Origin of the sequence: Compostibacillus humi, assembly GCF_014637175.1 — a bacterium.
Classification (GTDB): domain Bacteria; phylum Bacillota; class Bacilli; order Bacillales; family Amphibacillaceae; genus Oceanobacillus; species Oceanobacillus humi.
The window spans coordinates 1-17,753 of record NZ_BMEV01000031.1 but is presented as its reverse complement, the minus strand read 5'-3'; the positions used below and the strand labels follow the sequence as shown (position 1 = coordinate 17,753).

The 17,753-nt window shown below is 41.6% G+C and carries 20 protein-coding genes, 1 pseudogene and 1 riboswitch; of the genes and pseudogenes, 9 read left to right on the top strand and 12 right to left on the bottom strand.

All coding sequences use genetic code 11. The features are described 5' to 3' along the window. Window positions 1-297: 297 nt before the first annotated feature. From IEV18_RS09325 to IEV18_RS09315, 3 genes are all read right to left on the bottom strand, one after another. Window positions 298-1,128 carry a DsbA family protein gene (locus IEV18_RS09325; RefSeq protein ID WP_229733616.1) on the bottom strand — a complete coding sequence of 277 codons (831 nt, stop codon included), beginning with the start codon at window positions 1,126-1,128 and terminating at the stop codon, window positions 298-300. A 16-nt stretch (window positions 1,129-1,144) separates the two neighbouring features. After that, window positions 1,145-1,531 (bottom strand): globin domain-containing protein, encoded by a 387-nt coding sequence (locus tag IEV18_RS09320; RefSeq protein ID WP_188392124.1) that lies wholly within the window; start codon window positions 1,529-1,531, stop codon window positions 1,145-1,147. A 79-nt stretch (window positions 1,532-1,610) separates the two neighbouring features. Further along, window positions 1,611-2,192, bottom strand: a complete 582-nt coding sequence (locus IEV18_RS09315) for a CYTH domain-containing protein (protein WP_188392123.1) — start codon at window positions 2,190-2,192, stop codon at window positions 1,611-1,613. Window positions 2,193-2,313: 121 nt separating this feature from the next. Here IEV18_RS09315 and yjbM point away from each other — a divergent pair, with 121 nt between their 5' ends. Genes yjbM through IEV18_RS09300 form a run of 3 tightly spaced genes read left to right on the top strand, consistent with a single transcriptional unit; the run spans window position 2,314 to window position 4,654 of the window. Continuing rightward, a complete protein-coding gene (gene yjbM / locus IEV18_RS09310) occupies window positions 2,314-2,922 on the top strand; it encodes a GTP diphosphokinase (protein ID WP_188392122.1) in 609 nt (202 codons plus the stop codon). Between the two features lie 18 nt (window positions 2,923-2,940). Next, entirely contained in the window at window positions 2,941-3,753 is an 813-nt protein-coding gene (locus tag IEV18_RS09305; protein WP_188392121.1) for an NAD kinase, read from the top strand. 16 nt (window positions 3,754-3,769) lie between these two features. After that, a complete protein-coding gene (locus tag IEV18_RS09300; protein WP_188392120.1) occupies window positions 3,770-4,654 on the top strand; it encodes an RluA family pseudouridine synthase in 885 nt (294 codons plus the stop codon). Window positions 4,655-4,665: 11 nt separating this feature from the next. Here the strand turns inward: IEV18_RS09300 and prpE are convergent, their stop codons facing one another. After that, a complete protein-coding gene (gene prpE, locus IEV18_RS09295) occupies window positions 4,666-5,403 on the bottom strand; it encodes a bis(5'-nucleosyl)-tetraphosphatase PrpE (protein WP_188392119.1) in 738 nt (245 codons plus the stop codon). Window positions 5,404-5,514: 111 nt separating this feature from the next. Here prpE and mgtE point away from each other — a divergent pair, with 111 nt between their 5' ends. Together mgtE and IEV18_RS09285 are read left to right on the top strand one after the other, a co-directional pair. Next, complete coding sequence (mgtE, locus tag IEV18_RS09290) at window positions 5,515-6,888, top strand: magnesium transporter (protein ID WP_188392118.1); 1,374 nt, start codon at window positions 5,515-5,517, stop codon at window positions 6,886-6,888. Window positions 6,889-7,044: 156 nt separating this feature from the next. Next, the gene (locus IEV18_RS09285; RefSeq protein ID WP_188392117.1) at window positions 7,045-7,455 is read left to right on the top strand and encodes a CotO family spore coat protein; all 411 of its coding nucleotides are present in this window, start codon (window positions 7,045-7,047) and stop codon (window positions 7,453-7,455) included. Window positions 7,456-7,510: 55 nt separating this feature from the next. Here the strand turns inward: IEV18_RS09285 and IEV18_RS09280 are convergent, their stop codons facing one another. Beyond that, window positions 7,511-8,002, bottom strand: a complete 492-nt coding sequence (locus tag IEV18_RS09280; protein WP_188392116.1) for a CotY/CotZ family spore coat protein — start codon at window positions 8,000-8,002, stop codon at window positions 7,511-7,513. Between the two features lie 194 nt (window positions 8,003-8,196). Here IEV18_RS09280 and IEV18_RS09275 point away from each other — a divergent pair, with 194 nt between their 5' ends. The 3 genes from IEV18_RS09275 to IEV18_RS09265 all read left to right on the top strand — a co-directional run bounded on the left by IEV18_RS09275 (window position 8,197) and on the right by IEV18_RS09265 (window position 9,013). Further along, window positions 8,197-8,427, top strand: coding sequence for a hypothetical protein (locus tag IEV18_RS09275; protein WP_188392115.1), 231 nt, complete (start codon window positions 8,197-8,199; stop codon window positions 8,425-8,427). A gap of 45 nt (window positions 8,428-8,472) precedes the next feature. Beyond that, window positions 8,473-8,673 carry a hypothetical protein gene (locus tag IEV18_RS09270; protein WP_188392114.1) on the top strand — a complete coding sequence of 67 codons (201 nt, stop codon included), beginning with the start codon at window positions 8,473-8,475 and terminating at the stop codon, window positions 8,671-8,673. 88 nt (window positions 8,674-8,761) lie between these two features. After that, a complete protein-coding gene (locus IEV18_RS09265) occupies window positions 8,762-9,013 on the top strand; it encodes a hypothetical protein (RefSeq protein WP_188392113.1) in 252 nt (83 codons plus the stop codon). 28 nt (window positions 9,014-9,041) lie between these two features. Here the strand turns inward: IEV18_RS09265 and IEV18_RS09260 are convergent, their stop codons facing one another. The 6 genes from IEV18_RS09260 to IEV18_RS09235 form a co-directional block, all read right to left on the bottom strand. Next, window positions 9,042-9,746 carry a YetF domain-containing protein gene (locus IEV18_RS09260; protein ID WP_188392112.1) on the bottom strand — a complete coding sequence of 235 codons (705 nt, stop codon included), beginning with the start codon at window positions 9,744-9,746 and terminating at the stop codon, window positions 9,042-9,044. Between the two features lie 188 nt (window positions 9,747-9,934). Continuing rightward, entirely contained in the window at window positions 9,935-10,360 is a 426-nt protein-coding gene (locus IEV18_RS09255) for a GNAT family N-acetyltransferase (protein WP_188392111.1), read from the bottom strand. After that, the gene (locus IEV18_RS09250) at window positions 10,357-10,875 is read right to left on the bottom strand and encodes a YjcG family protein (protein WP_188392110.1); all 519 of its coding nucleotides are present in this window, start codon (window positions 10,873-10,875) and stop codon (window positions 10,357-10,359) included. The genes IEV18_RS09255 and IEV18_RS09250 overlap by 4 nt, the downstream gene beginning before the upstream one ends. 128 nt (window positions 10,876-11,003) lie before the next feature. Further along, on the bottom strand, window positions 11,004-11,732 hold the full coding sequence (locus tag IEV18_RS09245) for an alpha/beta hydrolase (protein WP_188392109.1): 729 nt from the start codon (window positions 11,730-11,732) through the stop codon (window positions 11,004-11,006). Between the two features lie 64 nt (window positions 11,733-11,796). Then, a complete protein-coding gene (locus tag IEV18_RS09240) occupies window positions 11,797-13,623 on the bottom strand; it encodes an ABC transporter ATP-binding protein (protein WP_188392108.1) in 1,827 nt (608 codons plus the stop codon). Further along, complete coding sequence (locus IEV18_RS09235; RefSeq protein ID WP_188392107.1) at window positions 13,613-15,343, bottom strand: ABC transporter ATP-binding protein; 1,731 nt, start codon at window positions 15,341-15,343, stop codon at window positions 13,613-13,615. The genes IEV18_RS09240 and IEV18_RS09235 overlap by 11 nt, the downstream gene beginning before the upstream one ends. A gap of 479 nt (window positions 15,344-15,822) precedes the next feature. Continuing rightward, window positions 15,823-16,003, top strand: a riboswitch (Lysine riboswitch). A 111-nt stretch (window positions 16,004-16,114) separates the two neighbouring features. Here IEV18_RS09235 and dapA point away from each other — a divergent pair. Beyond that, a complete protein-coding gene (dapA, locus tag IEV18_RS09230; protein WP_188392106.1) occupies window positions 16,115-16,996 on the top strand; it encodes a 4-hydroxy-tetrahydrodipicolinate synthase in 882 nt (293 codons plus the stop codon). A gap of 345 nt (window positions 16,997-17,341) precedes the next feature. Here dapA and IEV18_RS09225 read toward each other — a convergent pair. Continuing rightward, window positions 17,342-17,623 (bottom strand): annotated as a pseudogene (locus IEV18_RS09225) (transposase); the annotation flags it as partial. Between the last annotated feature and the right edge of the window lie 130 nt (window positions 17,624-17,753).

The following is a 17,753-nucleotide window of genomic DNA, read 5'->3' as shown; positions in this document are numbered from 1 at the left end:
GATGATATCTGCTGAAATAGCATGTCATTGTATAGTTATGTATAGGAATTGTAAATTAGAAGTGAATTTTTTGTGAAAACATGAACAAATATATTGTGTTTTTCAGTTGATGTTGTTAAGATATAGTTGTAAGTTAATTACAAACAAATACCCCTTTTGTTTGATCATGAAACTTTCTCCCATCCCCCTTTGTACTTATACAAAGAGAGAAGAAGGATATACGCTGCCCCGTATATCCTTCTTTCTTTTTTCTATCAATGACAATAAAAAATGCCTTCTTTCCGTATGAAAAAGGCATTAGTAAATATATTCCCAAAGGGAAAAATTAATCTGTTTCACTTTCTGCTGGAACTGTAATTTCTTAAGTTCCTTTTCTGTTTTTCCTCTGGACCAGTCGTAGACAAAGGATATTTCTTCCATGCCAACAACTTCATATTTTTTGAAATAGTCCTCCAATGGCGGTTTTTCCGAAGGAATCGGGATTTTTTGCAATGTTTCCTGCAGTACGTGTTCGTACACTTCATAAGGATAAATGCCGGTTATTTTTATTCCTTGTTCGTCACTAAAATGATTGATAAAGACAATAGTTGGCAAGTGTTCGATTTCCATTTCCTGCATTAGTTTAAGATCGCATTGGTATGCCTTTTTGGCCGATGCAGAGTACAGATCTTCTTTAAATTCCTCCACGTCCAATTTGGCCTCTTTCGCGATTTCGTATAACTTGCTTTCCTCCGTAACGTCCACATGATGCCAAAATAATTTTTGCTGCAGTTTGCGCAGGAAAGTTTTTCCTGCCCTTTTCCCTTGGATTTCTGCTGCCTTTACTGCCAAGGGAACAATCCATGGGCACGTAACGGGAATCGGTCTTTTGAACTTCCCGTCGTTCCGATCGGAATAATAGGTGCTCCTTTTGTGCCTTTTTGAACTTGAAACAAATACACTGCTTATAATTGGTATCAACGTAAAAAAACGGCCATATTCCAACGTCAATTTTTTTAAGTATGGATTCAATGACCAGCATTCTGGGCAGAGCGGGTCAATAAATACGTACATTTCGATTGGCTTAGGTAACACCTTCACCGATGTTTGTTGACTCCCGTTCGACAGCCCAGTTTGATTCCAACGCACAGTGAATTCTCCTTTCTCACTCCGGTGTATTCATCATGTGGTTTGCCGTTAATGTCAGTTTTTCAAAGATAACCGTCCGATACGGTTCTTCCACCTGAGCTTCTTCCAGGGCTTCCTTCATACATGACAGCCAGGCATCTCTCCTTGTTGGCGTAATCGGAAAAGGGAGATGTCTTCTTCGCAGCATTGGATGTCCTCGATTTTCTTCGTATAATCTTGGTCCGCCAAAAAACTGGGTAAGAAACCAACGCTGTTTTTGTGCCACTTCCGACAAATCATCTGGAAATATAGGTATAAGGTCTGGGTGTTTTGCAACCCGTTTATAAAAAGCTGTTACAATCCGATCAATCGTTTCGTAACCGCCGATTGCTTCATAAATCGTTCCGTGTTTAATGGTCGTCATAGACCTAGTCTCCTTCACATATTTTAATATATTGTAGCAACGGAACTACTTTTCATCAAACAATCTGACTTCTCTAGTATTATTTGCCCCCGGCAGGCAAGGATTTGAAATAGCGGACGATTTTATTTGGGGACGGTTTTTTCTCAATGTTATACTCTCGCAATAGTTCGTCAAACAGTAGTATGCCCGTGTTTCGATCCTTTACTTCCAGCTCCAACTCATAATCGGTTATTCCGTTGTATTCACTTCGATCCAGGACGAGCAGAGCTTCCTTGTACGTTGTTTCCCATCTTTCGGTCGTTAAGCAGCCGTAATATTGAAAATCTTTTATCGGTACATCGAGTGTTTCCAGCCGTTTCGTAATATGCGGCTTCAAGACCGGTTTTCCCCCCAGCCAATGTTGCGCTTCCTCCGCGGTTAGCTTTTCATGGGTTTCCAGCAGGCCTTGGGGATGGGGTTCTTTTAAAGTCAGAACAAAGACTCCGTTTTTTTCCCGGATGCGCAAGGCTGCGCCATTATTTTTTAAAGAAAAGTTTTTCGTCTCAAAATAATGATTTTTTTGTATTATACTATGTTTGGGAAAGGGAAGTGCCTTTAATAAAGCGTCAAATTCTTCCTCCGTCAGCATATTTTTGAATTCAATTTCGATTTCCTGTCGCAAACATTCTCCTCCTTAATCGGCGATATTTGTATAGATTATCGCTAATTTTATTGGAATATGCAATTGGAATGGTTTCAATGGTAAAATAGGGAAAGAAGAGTCTGACTGTAGGAGTGTTTGTATGAACTGGGAAGAAATTCTTGCTCCCTATAAACAGGTGGTAGAAGAATTAAAAGTAAAATTGCGGGGAATTCGAGCACAATTTGAATATATCTCGAATCATTCCCCGATTGAATTTGTTACCGGCAGAGTAAAACCAGTACATAGTATTTTAGAAAAGGCAAAAAACCGTAATATTCCGCTGGACCGGATTGAACAAGAAATTTATGATATTGCCGGGGTACGGGTAGTTACGCAGTTTGTCGATGACATTTATATTGTTGTGGATATGCTGCGACAGCGAAATGATTTTAAAATTGTAGAGGAGAAAGATTATATAGCCAATCAGAAGGAAAGCGGCTATCGGTCGTACCATATGATCATTGAATATCCGGTGGAAATGGTTCAAGGGCAAAAAATGGTGCTGGCAGAAATACAAATCCGAACGCTGGCGATGAATTTTTGGGCTACGAATGAACATTCCCTCAACTATAAATATAAAGGACGCATTCCTCCAGAGATAAAAGAAAGGTTACAGCGGGCTGCGGCCGGGGCATATAAACTGGACGAAGAAATGTCGATGATAAAACATGAAATTCAGGAAGCACAACGGATTTTCCATCGAAAATAGTCGTAAGGGGAGACAAAGATGAAATTCAAAATTGTTTCGAAAGGTGACGAACGGTCCAATAAAATTAAGCGGACGATGAAGCAATATTTAACAGATTTTGATTTAGTTTATGACCGGGATGAGCCGGATTTAGTCATTTCCGTTGGGGGAGACGGAACATTTCTTGAGGCTTTTCACCGTTATGTGCACCGTTTGGATAAAACGGCCTTTATTGGCGTTCATACCGGGCATTTAGGTTTCTATGCCGACTATATTCCGTCGGAGGTGGAAAGATTAATTATCGAAATCGCCAAAACCCCGTATCAGGTAGTAGAATATCCATTGCTGGAAGTCATTATTCGCAGCAAAAAAAATGGCAAAGAAACTAGGAATTTGGCTTTAAATGAGGCGATGATCAAAACAGCGGAAGGCTCAGTTGTCTTCGATGTAAAAATTAAAGGAGAGCATTTTGAAACGTTTCGTGGTGACGGCATTTGCATCTCTACACCAACGGGAAGCACAGCCTACAACAAAGCTTTAGGCGGTGCGATTATCCACCCGTCCATTGAGGCGATTCAGCTGACGGAAATGGCGTCAATTAACAACCGGGTTTTCCGGACAATCGGTTCGCCGCTCATTTTGCCGAAACATCATACATGCTTGCTCGAGCCGCTTAAAGATAAAAGCTTTATTATTGCTATCGACCATACGTCAAAAACGTATACAAACGTGAAGTCGATCCAATGCCGGGTGGCGAAGGAAAAGGTCCGTTTTGCCCGTTTCCGCCAGTTTCCTTTTTGGAATCGGGTAAGGGACTCCTTCGTTGCCGAAGGAAATATGAAGGTGAAATGACGGAAAGAGGTACACCATGAAATGGCATATCACGAACGAACATGATGGAATGATGATTCGGGATTTTTTAAGAAATTATTTACATTTTTCCCGCAGGATATTAATTTCAGTAAAAACGGAGGGAAAAATCCTCGTAAACGGAAATCCGGTTTCTGTACGGGAGCATCTTCAGGTTGGAGATGTACTGGAAGTTCAGTTTCCCAAGGAAGAAATTGCCGGCTTTATGCATCCGGAAGCAATCGATATATCCATTGTTTATGAAGATGATGCGTTACTGATTGTCAATAAACCGGCGAATATGGCAACAATTCCATCCCTCCATCACCCGGGAGGAACGGTCGCAAACGGCCTCCTCCATCATTATCGGGAAGCAGAACTCCCTTATACTGTGCACGTTGTAACAAGGCTGGACAGGGATACTTCCGGACTCGTTTTAATTGCTAAACACCGGTATAGCCACTCGCTCCTTGCGAAACTGCAAAAATCCGGAAAAATCAAGCGGAAATATAAAGCGGTAGTCGAAGGAAAGCTTGCAGCAAAACAGGGGACAATTCGTGCTCCAATCGGCAGAAAGGAAGGTTCGATTATCGAACGGACCGTCACCGAAACAGGGAAAGACGCGATTACCCATTACAGCGTGTTAAAGGCATCCGAGCTCCATTCCTATATTGATATTGATTTGGAAACAGGGAGAACCCACCAAATCCGGGTACATTTTTCCCATATTGGACATCCTTTGGCAGGGGATGATTTATACGGCGGTAGCACAAAGGTTATTTCCCGGCAGGCGCTGCATTGTTATTACATCAGCTTTGAACATCCGTTTACGAGAGAAAGAGTCGAAGTGGAGACGGAAGTGCCGGAAGATATGCAGCGCCTGATAGAACAGATGGAGAAATAAACAGACTGCCTTTAGTCAAAGCTAGTGAATTTTTCCTCTATGTAAGGCTGCTTTGAAGCTACAGAGGTTAATTTTTCTTCCGGCAAAGAAAAGGCCGTCAGTTTATTTCCGAAGACACATCCGGTATCAATATTTATTGTTTTGTTCACTTTGCGCGGTTCTTTCACCGGAGTGTGACCATAGACAATCCAGCGGCTGCCTTTGTAATGTTTCGCCCAGTCTCTGCGGATTGGCCGGCCGTCCGGATGGAATTCTCCTGTTATGTCACCATAAAGGACGAAGGTTTTCACTTTTTTTCCTGTCTGCCCGATAAAATTTTCCCGAATTCCTGCATGGGCGATGACGGCGTTCACTTCGGGCAATACTAAGTACAATGGCGCATTTTCATAAAGAGTTATAAACATATGGCGGATTTGTTTTTGTTCTCTGGGAGCCAGCGCCCGGTATTCGGCAGTAGTTGTTTCCAGGCCGTGGGTTTCCTGAACCCGATTGCCGAGAAAAAAGCGGTACAATTTATTGCAATGATTGCCGGGGACGTACTTGGCTTTTTGTTCTTTTACCATATGATATACGAGCCGGATAACGCCGATGGAATCCGGGCCCCGGTCGGTAATATCTCCAAGGAAGACAGGAATTCTGCCATCGGGATGGACATGAATGTCCTTTTCTTTTCGATACCCAAGTTTATGAAGAAGTTCCCGCAGTTCCTCCGAACAGCCGTGAACATCTCCAATCACATCAATTTTCATAAATTCACTACCTTTCTCTACATACATTATTCTATAATTTAAAACAGAATATGTATACAGGTGCTATGCTGCCTGATGCTGGGTGCTTTTTCTAGGAAGAGGTGATGTTGAATGACAGATTATAAATTAACTTACGAAGAACAGTATAAAGAGCAGTGGGATAAGCTTGATATTGCCCTTGAAAATGAGAATACCGATGACTTCCGGCAATATTTTTTAGAAATGCATCCGTACGACCAGTCTGTTTATTTCCTCGAACAGCCGAAGGAAAAACGCCTGCTGATCTATTCGTTTCTTTCTCCCGGGGAATTGGCGGAAGTGATGATCAATATTGAATTGGAGGACATTAGTCCATTTATTACGGAAATGGACCCGCGCATGGCGGCGCAAATACTCGCGGAAATGCCTGCCGACGATGCGGTGGACATTTTAAATGAACTGGATAAAGAAAAAGTCGTCAGCTATTTGACGATTATGAACGAAGAAGCTGCCAACGAAATTAAGCAATTGCTCCATTATGAAGAAAAAACTGCCGGAAGTATTATGACGACTGAGTACATTGCCTTTTATGAAACGCAAACGGTAAAAGAGGCAATGCAGCAGCTCAAGGTGGAGGCGCCCGATGCGGAAACGATTAACTATTTGTACGTATTAGACAATGATAAACGACTCGTCGGCGTGCTATCGATCCGGGACTTGATTATCGCAGCCGATGATGCTCTGTTAAAAGAGATTATGAGTGAAAAGCTCGTCACCGTTTCCGTTGCAAGGGATCAGGAAGAAATAGCCGCTATGTTTATGGACTATGACCTCCTTGCCTTGCCGGTAGTCGATTTTCAAAACCACCTATTAGGAATTATTACAGTAGACGATATTTTGGATGTTATGGAAGAGGAAGCAAACGAAGATTACTCCAAGCTAGCCGCCATATCAGAAACGGACCGGCCTTCCAGCAGCCCTTTTTCAGCAGCAAAGAGCAGGCTTCCGTGGCTGATTGTCCTCTCCTTTCTAGGCATGCTTACTGCCAGCTTAATTGGAAAATTTGAAGAAACGTTAGACCAAGTAGCTGTGTTGGCGATATTTATTCCGCTTATTGCCGGAATGGCGGGAAATACCGGAACCCAGGCATTAGCGGTGGCAGTAAGGGGCCTTGCAACTGGGGACTACGGAAATCTAAGCAAATGGACGATGATTATGCGGGAAGCATTAACCGGACTGATTACCGGGTTCGTTTGCGGCCTTGTCATCACAGGTATTATTTATTTTTGGAAAGGGGACATTTTTTTAGGTTTGCTCGTCGGTGCCTCGATAATGGCATCCCTTGTCGTTGCCACCTTAGCCGGTTCCTTCGTTCCGCTGCTGATGGACCGGCTTAACATCGACCCGGCGGTGGCATCTGGCCCCTTTATTACAACGATTAATGATATAATTTCGATTTTCATTTACTTTGGCATGGCAACAGCCTTTATGGGCTACTTAATGTAAATATGCTAAATCTTTATTTACCGCTATCGGACTTCTGATAGCGGTTTTTTTGACTGTAAATAAGGAACATGCCCTGAGTTAAAGATGCACACACATCAATAACTGGGTTCATATACTAGTTTAGTGAATGAAGTCATTTGGAAAGGAGAGAGGTTTGTGGGAGAAAAGAAATATGCAAACGATCCGGTGCTGTTTATTTCCCAGCCGGAATTAACAATGCCAAAAGTACAAATGCAGCACCAATATATGACAATGAAGAAAAAGTCATTGAAAAACAATACTGCCCCTCTTGAAAACGAGGATACGTTACAGGAAAATACAAGTGAAAACAAAAATGAAAGAAAATTATTTAAAGAGATGACGGTGGAAGAAAGGATTCAATACTTTTTAAACACCCACAGCTATTCGCCGAAACTTCGATGTGAAATTAAGACAAAGGACCGGACATACCAAGGAATTGTTGCGGATTATAAAGATGGGAAGGTGTACATGCAAGTCGGCCGAAGGGCGAGCAATGCCGTTATCCCATTAGAAAATATAACCAAAGTTAGAATGCTTGGTTTTTAAAAGAAAAAACACCAGGAAAGGTGATTCTCCACTTTTCCATGGTGTTTCCCATCCATTAATCATTGTTAAAGACACTAATGGCTGGCAGGCAAGTAACATGGCAGAAGCAATCAGCATCAACGGTGATGCATACACCAGTTCTTCCGAGATTGCTCGTATCTTGGTCTGTCGGATCCTTCAAATGATCATTTCCGCAGTTTTGCTTGTCACTCAAGAGAAGTTCAAGCACTGCACAGTTATCTTTATCGATGGATTTCACTCGGAAGATGAAGCTGGCGATAATATCGGTCATTCCGTGGCTTCCATCCGAATGTCTGAATTTTTGTGCTCCAAACCCTTTAAATGGTTTGCAAGTTCCTTTGCAATATAGAATTACAGGCACTGTATCGCGGCCGTTATCGTCATCGGATTCGCCCAATAAGTCATTAATAGATTGCTCACAACCAGTTTCACAGCATGTTTCTACGATATCATTCTGAGCATCTACAATATCCCTTAGAATATCTGCAACACAATTACCTGAATTATGGTGTTTCCCGCAACCCATAATCATTACTCCTTTCCAATAAATGATTAACTTTCCCTAATAGAATATGTGGGACGATGTGGAAGGTGTGGGCATATATATCGTTTCCTCATGAAAATACCTAGTGGGAATCGGGAAAATTCGGGCCATTGACTATACGTGGCACCTCGTCTCCTTCATAGACTAATATGGATAAGTGATGAAGGAGGGAGATTATGTCAAATAATAAAGAGCTGCATGTAAAGAATTTACTCATTAAAGCAGATAATGTTGTAATAGAAAGAAAACCGCGGGATCCATTCGGCCGCGATGAAAAGAGGGATCGCCGGGATCCATGGGGAGACTGGTTTATGCCGCCACGCCGTTCCAATGTGAGGGATGAAGAAAATAGAGAAGAAAAAAACGAGAAAGATCGAAGAGAGAGAAAGGGCTTTTCCTGGGTATAAAAGGAACAAATCCAGCTCCTCTCCTCTTGTTGGAGGAGGGAGCGGATGAATAAAGAAAATCCGTGGAAAGAATATGCAGAAGTAATTGCCAAGCATTTGGAAAAAAACGAAAAGTGGTTTCAAGCTCCAGAAAAAAAGTTTAAAACCTTTGAAAAAAATGCTGAAAAATGGAACAGCCAGTTCTTAAAGGATATGGCAATTATCGAAAAATGGATCAAAAAATTGGAAAAGAAAATGGAGGAATAACTTATTTAAAATTTTCGGAAAAAGGAAGGAAAAATTAGTTTCGCTGTCGAATATAATATATAGATACCTCGGAAGGGAGGAGCTTTTAATGGGATATATTTTGCCGGTTGAAAACTATACGTATGCTGCTTATCAAGAACGGACGAAAGTAAGGAAGCGTGAGAAAACGGAAGTCAATAAGCCGTTTAAAGCAATTCTCGACAAACATCATGAAGAAATAAAAAGCGAGCATGAACGGTTTCATCCAAAGACGAAGCTCCGCCCGAAACATGCTTATGTCGATGAAGAACATATCGCAATGATAACGGGAAAAGGACGAAGATTTAGACAAACAATATAACCAGGTGGGAGTATTCTCACCTGGCTTTTTATTGCCATTTTTCATGATTGCGATTGATAAATGGGACGAGAAACAAGTCTTCGCCTTTCGTATATTCGGCGACAAATATTTCTTCCACACTGCGGTAGCCTTGCAGTTCCAATTGTTCCTGCAGCCATTCTACCGTCAAATTTTTTTCTTTTAAATTATCATAAATAATTTCTCCATCATTAATCAATAACGTTGGCAGTTTTACTTCCTGCTGCGCTAATTTCATATCTTTTCTCGTCGGTGTCTGGTAGTCGGATTTTTTCATTACCGACAGTTTGCCATTCGATTCGAGAATGGCATATTCCACCTCCTGCAAGGAAAAGACATCTTTATCCCGTAACAACTGCTGCAGCATATTAATGTCCATTTTGTTCTTTTTCATGACATCACGAATCATTTTTCCTTTATAAATAACGATGGACGGACTTCCTTCTAACAGAGCGCGGGTTCTTTTAAACTTTTGTGTCAGCCATTCTACAAAATAAATGATCGTTCCGAACACGATGACTACGAATGCAATTTCCATAATCCCTGCATCCGGATCAAATAGTGCATTTCCGACCAGTTCCCCCAATAAAACCGCAGAAATAAAATCGAAAGGAGTAAGCTGGGAAATTTGGGTTTTTCCGAGAATCTTCGTAAGAATGAATAAAATAACAAGGCCTAATACTGCTTCCGTAAACAAGGAAAAATAAGTATTCATATAAATCTCCTCCAATGCATCTGACAGTTAGTCTGTCCAATATTGGAGGAGAAAAAACACGGGGCTGTCCAGAAAGTCGTATTTCGACTTCTGGAAGCCCTCTTTTCATGTTTCAAAATCTTGATATATCAATATTCTTGTTTATCGCCTCTTTGGAAATTTTTACTTTTCGGACACCCTCGTTCGTGTCAGGAAAGTTCTTTTATCATTGTCACATGGGGAATTCCTGCATCAATAAATTCATCAGAAATGGTCATATAGCCCAATTTCCGGTAAAAGTCTTCTGCGTGGGTTTGGGCATTTAGCTTTGCTTTGGAGTATCCCTCTTCTTTAATTACTTCTTCCATTTTGGCAATCAGTTTTTTGCCGTAGGACTTTCCCCGATGTTCCTTTAGGATACAAATCCGTTCCAATTTGCCGTAATCATCGACAAACCGCAATCGGCTCGCGGCAATCGCTTCGCCATTCAGCAAACCGATAAAATGAATGGCCGTTTCATCATGTTCATCAATTTCCAAATCGACTGGTACGTTCTGTTCTTGAACGAAGACAATCGTTCGAACCGTATAAGCCTGGTCTAATTCTGCTTTTGTTTCCACTTTTTTTACGATCATACAATTTCCTTCCCAAATACAAAAGTTTCATAAACCGTCCAAGATTGGTTCTCTAACTGGTAGAGAAGCTGGAAGCGGTCAATGGTTGCTTCGAAATTAAACTGATTCATTTTTAACGTTCCAAATACATCCGAATATTCGTCGTCCCGTAAATTTTGCGCAATCGTAATATGCGGGACGAACGGATGGCTCATATTGTTTTCAAATTTTCCTTCATGGAATTGCTTTTGCAAATTCATCAATTCATCATTAGGTTCCACTTTAAAATAAATCGTATTCGTTACCGGGAAAAAGGTGCTTACTTTACGAATTTCGATGGAAAATGGATTTGTGGCATTAGCGATCCGTTTCAGCTCTGGAATTAATTTGTCCATTTCCTTTTCATCCATGTCAAAAGCTTCTTTTAACGTAATATGGGGAGGAATCAGGCTGTATTTCGGATCATATCGCTTACGATAGGAATTTGCTTCATCCTGAATATATTTTGGCGGGAAAATCACGATACCGTATTTCATAAAATCTCCTCCTTTAAAAGTTTTATGTATCCGTTTATATCGAGTATTTGCACGATTTGTTTTTAATTTTTTCCATTATAGCATATAAACGTTAAAAGGGCTTATGTCTTTTCATTTGTAAAGAATCTTTAAGAAAACATGGTCATAAGTGCCCTAGGCATATCTTCCTGCCAATACTTCCAAGTATGGTTGCCGCCTTCGATTTCATAGTAAGTTAAATTTGCTCCCTTTTCCTGGAGCAGCTGTTTTAGCTTCCGATTTGGCGTCAGTAAATCCTCTGCTTTTCCGTCTGAAAGTACGGCGGCATCTTCTTTTAAGCCAATCGTATGATAAATATCCAATGAAGATAACGGCACTTCTACTCCTTGCACGATATCAAGAAGAGCATCATCCACGTATGGCGAATGCATGATTACTTTGCCAAAAGTGTTCGGGTATTTTAATGCGGTTACTAAGGCAAACGTTCCGGCGAGGGAATCTCCCATCAGCGCCCGCCCTTGCCCTAATTGTACGGAAGGAATGATATCATCCAGCATCGGCAGTACTTCTCTTACGATAAACGATGTATACGCCTCATGCTGTTCGCCATGCGGATGGTATTTTATTCGGCGATCGTAGCGGTTTTTATAATGAATCCCGACAAACACCGTATTTTCAATTTCGTAATCGTCATGCAGCTGATCGCTGAAGGTAGCCACTTTCCCCATTTGGAAAAAGTCATCCCCGTCTTGCATGATGCAAATCTGATATTTATTTAAAGGGGAGAAGGCTTCCGGCAAATAAATTTTCACTTCTTTCGTTTCTTGCAAAAATTTGCTCTTAATCTCCCGTTTTAACATCGTTCCTTTTCTTGCCATATTCAATCCACCTTCGCATTACTTAATCTTTCCCAGTGTAACATAAGTTGACAGAAGATTCTATCTAGCCGTTTGCCCTTTGGAGAAGCAGGCTTTTATACAGATGATAATAATGGCCTTTTTTCGCAATTAATGTGTCGTGACTGCCCTGTTCGAGGATTTTCCCGTGTTCGAGCATGATGATTCGGTCCGCTTCTTGAATGGTATTCAGCCGGTGGGCAATGACAAAGCTCGTTCTTCCTTTCATCAGCCGTTTTAATGCCTCTTGAATTTTTAATTCGGTAATCGTATCGATATTGCTCGTTGCTTCATCCAAAATTAAAATGGCCGGCTGGGCAAGGAGAGCTCTCGCAATCGTTAACAGCTGTTTTTGTCCCTGGCTGATTCCGCTGCCGTCCTGGTCTAAAACGGTGTCATAGCCGTCTGGAAGTTTCATGATAAAATCATGGGCATTGGCATCTTTTGCCGCCTGGATGACTTCTTCATCGGTCGCTTCCAGTCTGCCGTAGCGGATATTTTCCCGGATGGTCCCTTGAAAAAGCAAGGAATCCTGAAGAACGAAGGCCATATGTTTTCGGAGACTGCCCCTTTTAATTGTTTTTAGCTCGATACCGTCCAACATAATCTTTCCGGTATCGTAATTGTAAAACCGGGAAATTAAGTTAATAATCGTCGTTTTTCCGGCACCGGTATGGCCGATGAAAGCAATCGTTTCTCCTGGTTTTGCTTCAAAACTGATATTTTTTAATATCGGGCTTTCTTCATAGGCAAAGGTGACATCGTCAAATATGACATGTCCCTTTGGTTCAGCAATTTCCTGTGCTTCTGTTTCATCCGTCTCTTCTTCCTCTTCATCCAACACATGAAATACCCGTTCTGCACCGGCAATGGCCGAGAGAAGCATGTTAAACTGGTTGGATAATTCGTTTAGCGGTCTAGTAAATTGCCTTGCATATTCGGTGAATATAACAATTACTCCGACTGTTACCGCCTGATACCGGATTGCCAGCCATCCGCCAAAAAAGGCAATTAGAGCGAAACCGAGAAAGTTTAAGGTGTTCATCACCTTCGGTGTAAAGCCGGCAATCGTTTGTGCCCAAAACCCGGTGACCTTTAATGATTCGTTTCGTTCGGCAAATTCCTTCTTAACCAGTTCCTCTTGAGAATAGGTTTTCACGACGTGCTGCCCTGAGACAATTTCTTCCACATAGCCGTTAACTTCCCCGATATCCCGCTGCTGCATTTTATACAGTTTGCCCGTCCTTCTCGTAATCCAGCGCATCGCTAAATACATCAAAGGAATGATGGACATCGTAATCGCCGTTAAAATCGGACTTAAAGAAATCATAATGACGACCGTTCCGACAAGGGTTAACATACTGGAGAAAATTTGGATTACCGATGAGTTTAAGACGATATTCACATTGTCAATATCGTTTGTCAGCCGGCTCATTAGTTCTCCGTGCTGCCGCTTATCAAAGTAGGAAATAGGAAGACGGTGGAACTGGCGAAACAATTCGGACCGCATATCTTGCACCGTATTTTGGGCAATGCCGATCATCCAATAGTTTTGCAAAAACATCGCTGCTGAATGGAAAATATAAATGCCGATAAGCCAGATTAACAGCATGCCTAATCCGCTGATTTCCCTTGTCACGATGTAGTTGTCGATTGCCATCCCGACCAAATACGGACCGAGGAGGCTGAGTGCAGACGTTGCAAATACCATGACAAGCACTAAAGAGAGTTTGCCCTTTTCCCTTGCTAAATAGGACCATATCCGCTTTAGCGTGCCAGCCATATTTTTCGCCCGCTTTTGTTCCAATCCTTTTTCCTTGTCCAAGGAGATTTTTGGATATTGAAATGGCGCTTTCAATGATTTAATGGACATGGGCATACTCCTTTCCGAATTGGGATTGAACGATTTGCTGATACAGGCTGGATTGCTGCAGCAGCACTTCATGGGTGCCAATGGCAAGTATTTTTCCTTCATCGATAAGCAAAATTTTGTCACATGTTTTTGCGGTGGAGACTTTTTGCGTAATAATCAATGTCGTGCAGCGATACGTTTGGATGCGTTCCAACAATCGAGCTTCCGTAGCCAAATCCAATGCAGAAGTGCTGTCATCGAGCATCAATATTTTCGGTTTACGAATAAGGGCTCTCGCAATGGAAATCCGTTGCTTCTGGCCGCCGGAAAGATTGACCCCTTTTTGGCCGACCTTAGTTTTATACTGGCCGGGAAGATCCATAATCGTTTCGTGAATTTGCGCATCCTTTGCAGCCTTCACTAATTCATCGTCGGTTGCTCCTTCTTTGCCCCATTTAATATTTTCTCCGATTGTTCCAGTAAAAAGGAGGGGACTTTGGGGTACATAACCGATGCTTTTTCTCAGGTGGTCAATATCGTAGCAATTGATCGGTTCATCATCAATCAAAATCGTGCCATCGTCCGGTTCGTACAACCGGGGAATTAACTGGAATAAGGATGTCTTCCCCGAACCGGTTGCCCCGATCACCGCTAATTTTTCTCCAGGTTCAAGGGTGAAAGAAATATTATTTAAAACCGTCTTTTCCGAAGAAGGATATCGGAAAGATACATTTTCAAAAGTTACTTTTCCTTCGGCAATCGCTGGCTGCCTTTCCGCAGCAATTTTCTCGTCTTGTTCAATCGGAAGTTCCAGTATTTCCTGAACCCGTTCCGCCGACGCTTTCGTGCGGGAGAGGGCGAGAATGATAAAGGAAAACATGGAGATAGCCATCGATACCCGCAGGGCATAGTTGACAATGGCGACGACCTCACCGACATTTGTGCTTCCAGCAATAATCTGGGCATTTCCGAACCAGAGAATCGATACTAAGCTCATATTCATGACGAAAAATAGAACCGGGGTAGATGCTTCGACAAAACGGAAAGTCGTTTTCGTCGATTGGGCTAAGTTTATATTCGCCTCTTCAAACCGGTCTTCTTCAAAATCCCGGCGCATAAAAGCTTTAATCAGCTGCATTCCTGCCAAGTTTTCCTGCATGACCCGGTTAACATGGTCGACATTTTTCTGTACTTTTGAAAACATTCGGCTGGCAAATTTCAGTATGAATAATAAGAATAGGATGAGCAGCGGTACACTAATAAGAAAAATAAGAGCGAGTTTCGCATTAACGATAAAGGCCATGACCACTCCGCCTAAAGCAAGGAGCGGTGCCTTCGACATAATGCGAAGGGCAATAAACACGGTATTTTGAATTTGCCGGATATCATTGGTGAAGCGGGTAACTAAGGCGGACGTCGGATATTGGCTCAGTTGGCTGAATGAAAACTCCTGAATTTTGGCGAAAAGTCTCTCGCGCAAATCATAACCAAAGGAAAAGCTGACGTGGGAGGAATAGAAGGAATTTAATATTCCGACGACAAAGGAAAATAACGCCAGTCCGAGCATAATGCTTCCCCATTTTGTTATCCCGGCCATATCTTGATTCATAACTCCTTCATTGATCATTACGCCGAGAAAATAGGGAAGCAGCAGTTCAATGGCGAGCTCGGTTAACATTAATGCGATGGCCAATAAGGCAGGGAGTCTGTATGGTTTTAAAAAAGATAAAACAAGTTTCACAATACCCCTCCACTAAAAAGAAAAATGAAGGGAAGCTGTTTTAATAAACGAGCTCCCTTTTCTGCAAATCATAGCAATTATAGTGAACAATAAACGATTATTGCAATTGGAATGAACCAATCAGGCATTATATTCATAGGCTAATATTGGGTATAGCCAGTATATCCGTCCGCAAATTAATTGGGCCAATTTTTTCATCCAAATAATAGTATATGCTCTTAATACGGAAATATAACAATTTTTTAATTATTATAATCATTATCCGGGATATATTCCAGTATAATATTTCGAGTTACGAAATATGCATCAATGATGCCTGCATCCATATCTCCAATCATATATTTCGACAAATTACGGTGAGAACCTGGTACAGATGGCATTTATGACAATATTTGACAAGTCTCTGGAACCGGCGGCACCCTTGTATTATTGTGGCTGATTTGATACAGTATAGGTGATAGGTTCATATATTTATTCATAGGAAAGATAGAGGTTGCAAAGACCATCAGTACTTATGCGGAGGGGAGTGAGCCCTGAAGAAGCATAAGGAAAGGGGAATTTGCCGAAGCGGACGGAATCTCACTATCCCGAAGCTGGTTCTGTATTGAATAAATGCAGAACTGCCATATAGGTCTATCTATATGGAGTGCTATCGTGTACAGGACTTAATATGTTCTTACGCAACAACGGGCGCTCTCGTTGTTGCTTTTTTTCTGAATCTAGCAAACCTCTATTTTGCCTTAAATAATTTTTTAAAAAGGGCGTGACGATATGAATTTTGGCCGAGTATTAACGGCGATGGTAACACCATTTGACGATCAATTGCGATTGGACGCAGAAAAAACGAAAACACTAGTAAATTATTTAATCGAAAACGGCACGGATGGGATAGTTGTTGCCGGAACAACGGGAGAATCCCCGACATTAACCCGCCAGGAAAAATTGGAGCTGTTTAAACTCGTCCTAGAAACAGCAGCGGGAAGGGTTCCGATTATTGCTGGAACCGGCTCCAACAATACCGAAGAATCCATCGAATTAACGAAGGAAGCAGAAACCATCGGAGCAGATGGAATTATGCTAGTAACACCTTATTACAATAAGCCTTCCCAAGAGGGGCTGTATCAGCATTTTAAAGCAATTGCAGAAAGCACGACACTGCCAATTATGCTTTATAACATTCCGGGAAGAGCCTCGGTAAATATGCTGCCGGAAACGATTATTCGCCTGGCACAAATTGAAAACATCGTTTCCGTCAAGGAAGCAAGCGGTGATTTAGATGCTGCTGCGAAGATTATAGAAGAAACGCCGGACAGCTTTACCGTTTACAGCGGAGATGACAGTCTCACTTTACCGTTGTTATCCATTGGCGGCACAGGTATTGTTTCTGTGGCTTCCCACATTATCGGGAACGAAATGAAGCAGATGGTTGAAAGTTTCCTGGATGGGGATATAGTATATGCAGCCAATTTGCACAGAAAACTTCTGCCTGTCATGAAAGCATTATTCGCTGCACCTAGCCCGGCTCCTGTAAAACAAGCATTGGAACTGAACGGAATTTCCGTCGGCAAAGTCCGCTTGCCGCTAGTACCTTTAAATGAAGAGGAAGCAGCAGCATTAGGCAAAGTCATCGAGGAGTATAATTCGCAAAAATAAAAGGGCCTATGAAGTATAAAAGCCCCTGCATCGCGGATATTTGCGAAGCGGGGGCGTAAATTCTTTTTGGAAAAATATTAAGAAACAGATAAAGTCCAACTTCTCCTTTTATCTTTTGGCTCTGTTAAACTTTAATGTTGATATTAAGTCAAAATTAAGAGGCTGTCCGAAAAGTAAAAATTCCTAAAGAGGCGGTACACAAGAATATAAGACTTTGAAACATGAAAAGAGGGCTTTCAGAAGTCGAAATACGACTTTCTGGACAGCCCCGCTTCGTATTACTAACGAACTTGTCCAAATAATATTGTGGTGGATTTTCCACACCTAAGTGAATCCAATCTTCTTTTGATGGTCCATAAACCCCAAAAAACTTGGTTGAGAAGCTAAGGCGTCGGTCCCGATAATTTGTGTGAAGACAGGATCATTCGTCAATTCGTCAGCACTGTCATCTTCAGCATAACTAGCAATGATTTGATAAATCTTTTGACGGAGTAAATTTTCATTCGAATGAACATGGTATTTTCTATCGTCTTTCAAATGTAGATGTCGAGCCAAGATTTTAGAGAATCCGATTTTCTCATCGAATTCCCTAAAGATAAATTCACCTGTATCAGAAGAAAGAGAACCCCATTATTTGACAATTTACAGCGCTGAAGAGTAAAAATTCTTCGTGATAATTTTCTACAAAGTATACCCCAAAATATACGAAATATGGGATAATATGGTTATATTAAACAGCTAAATTAGTATATTTTGG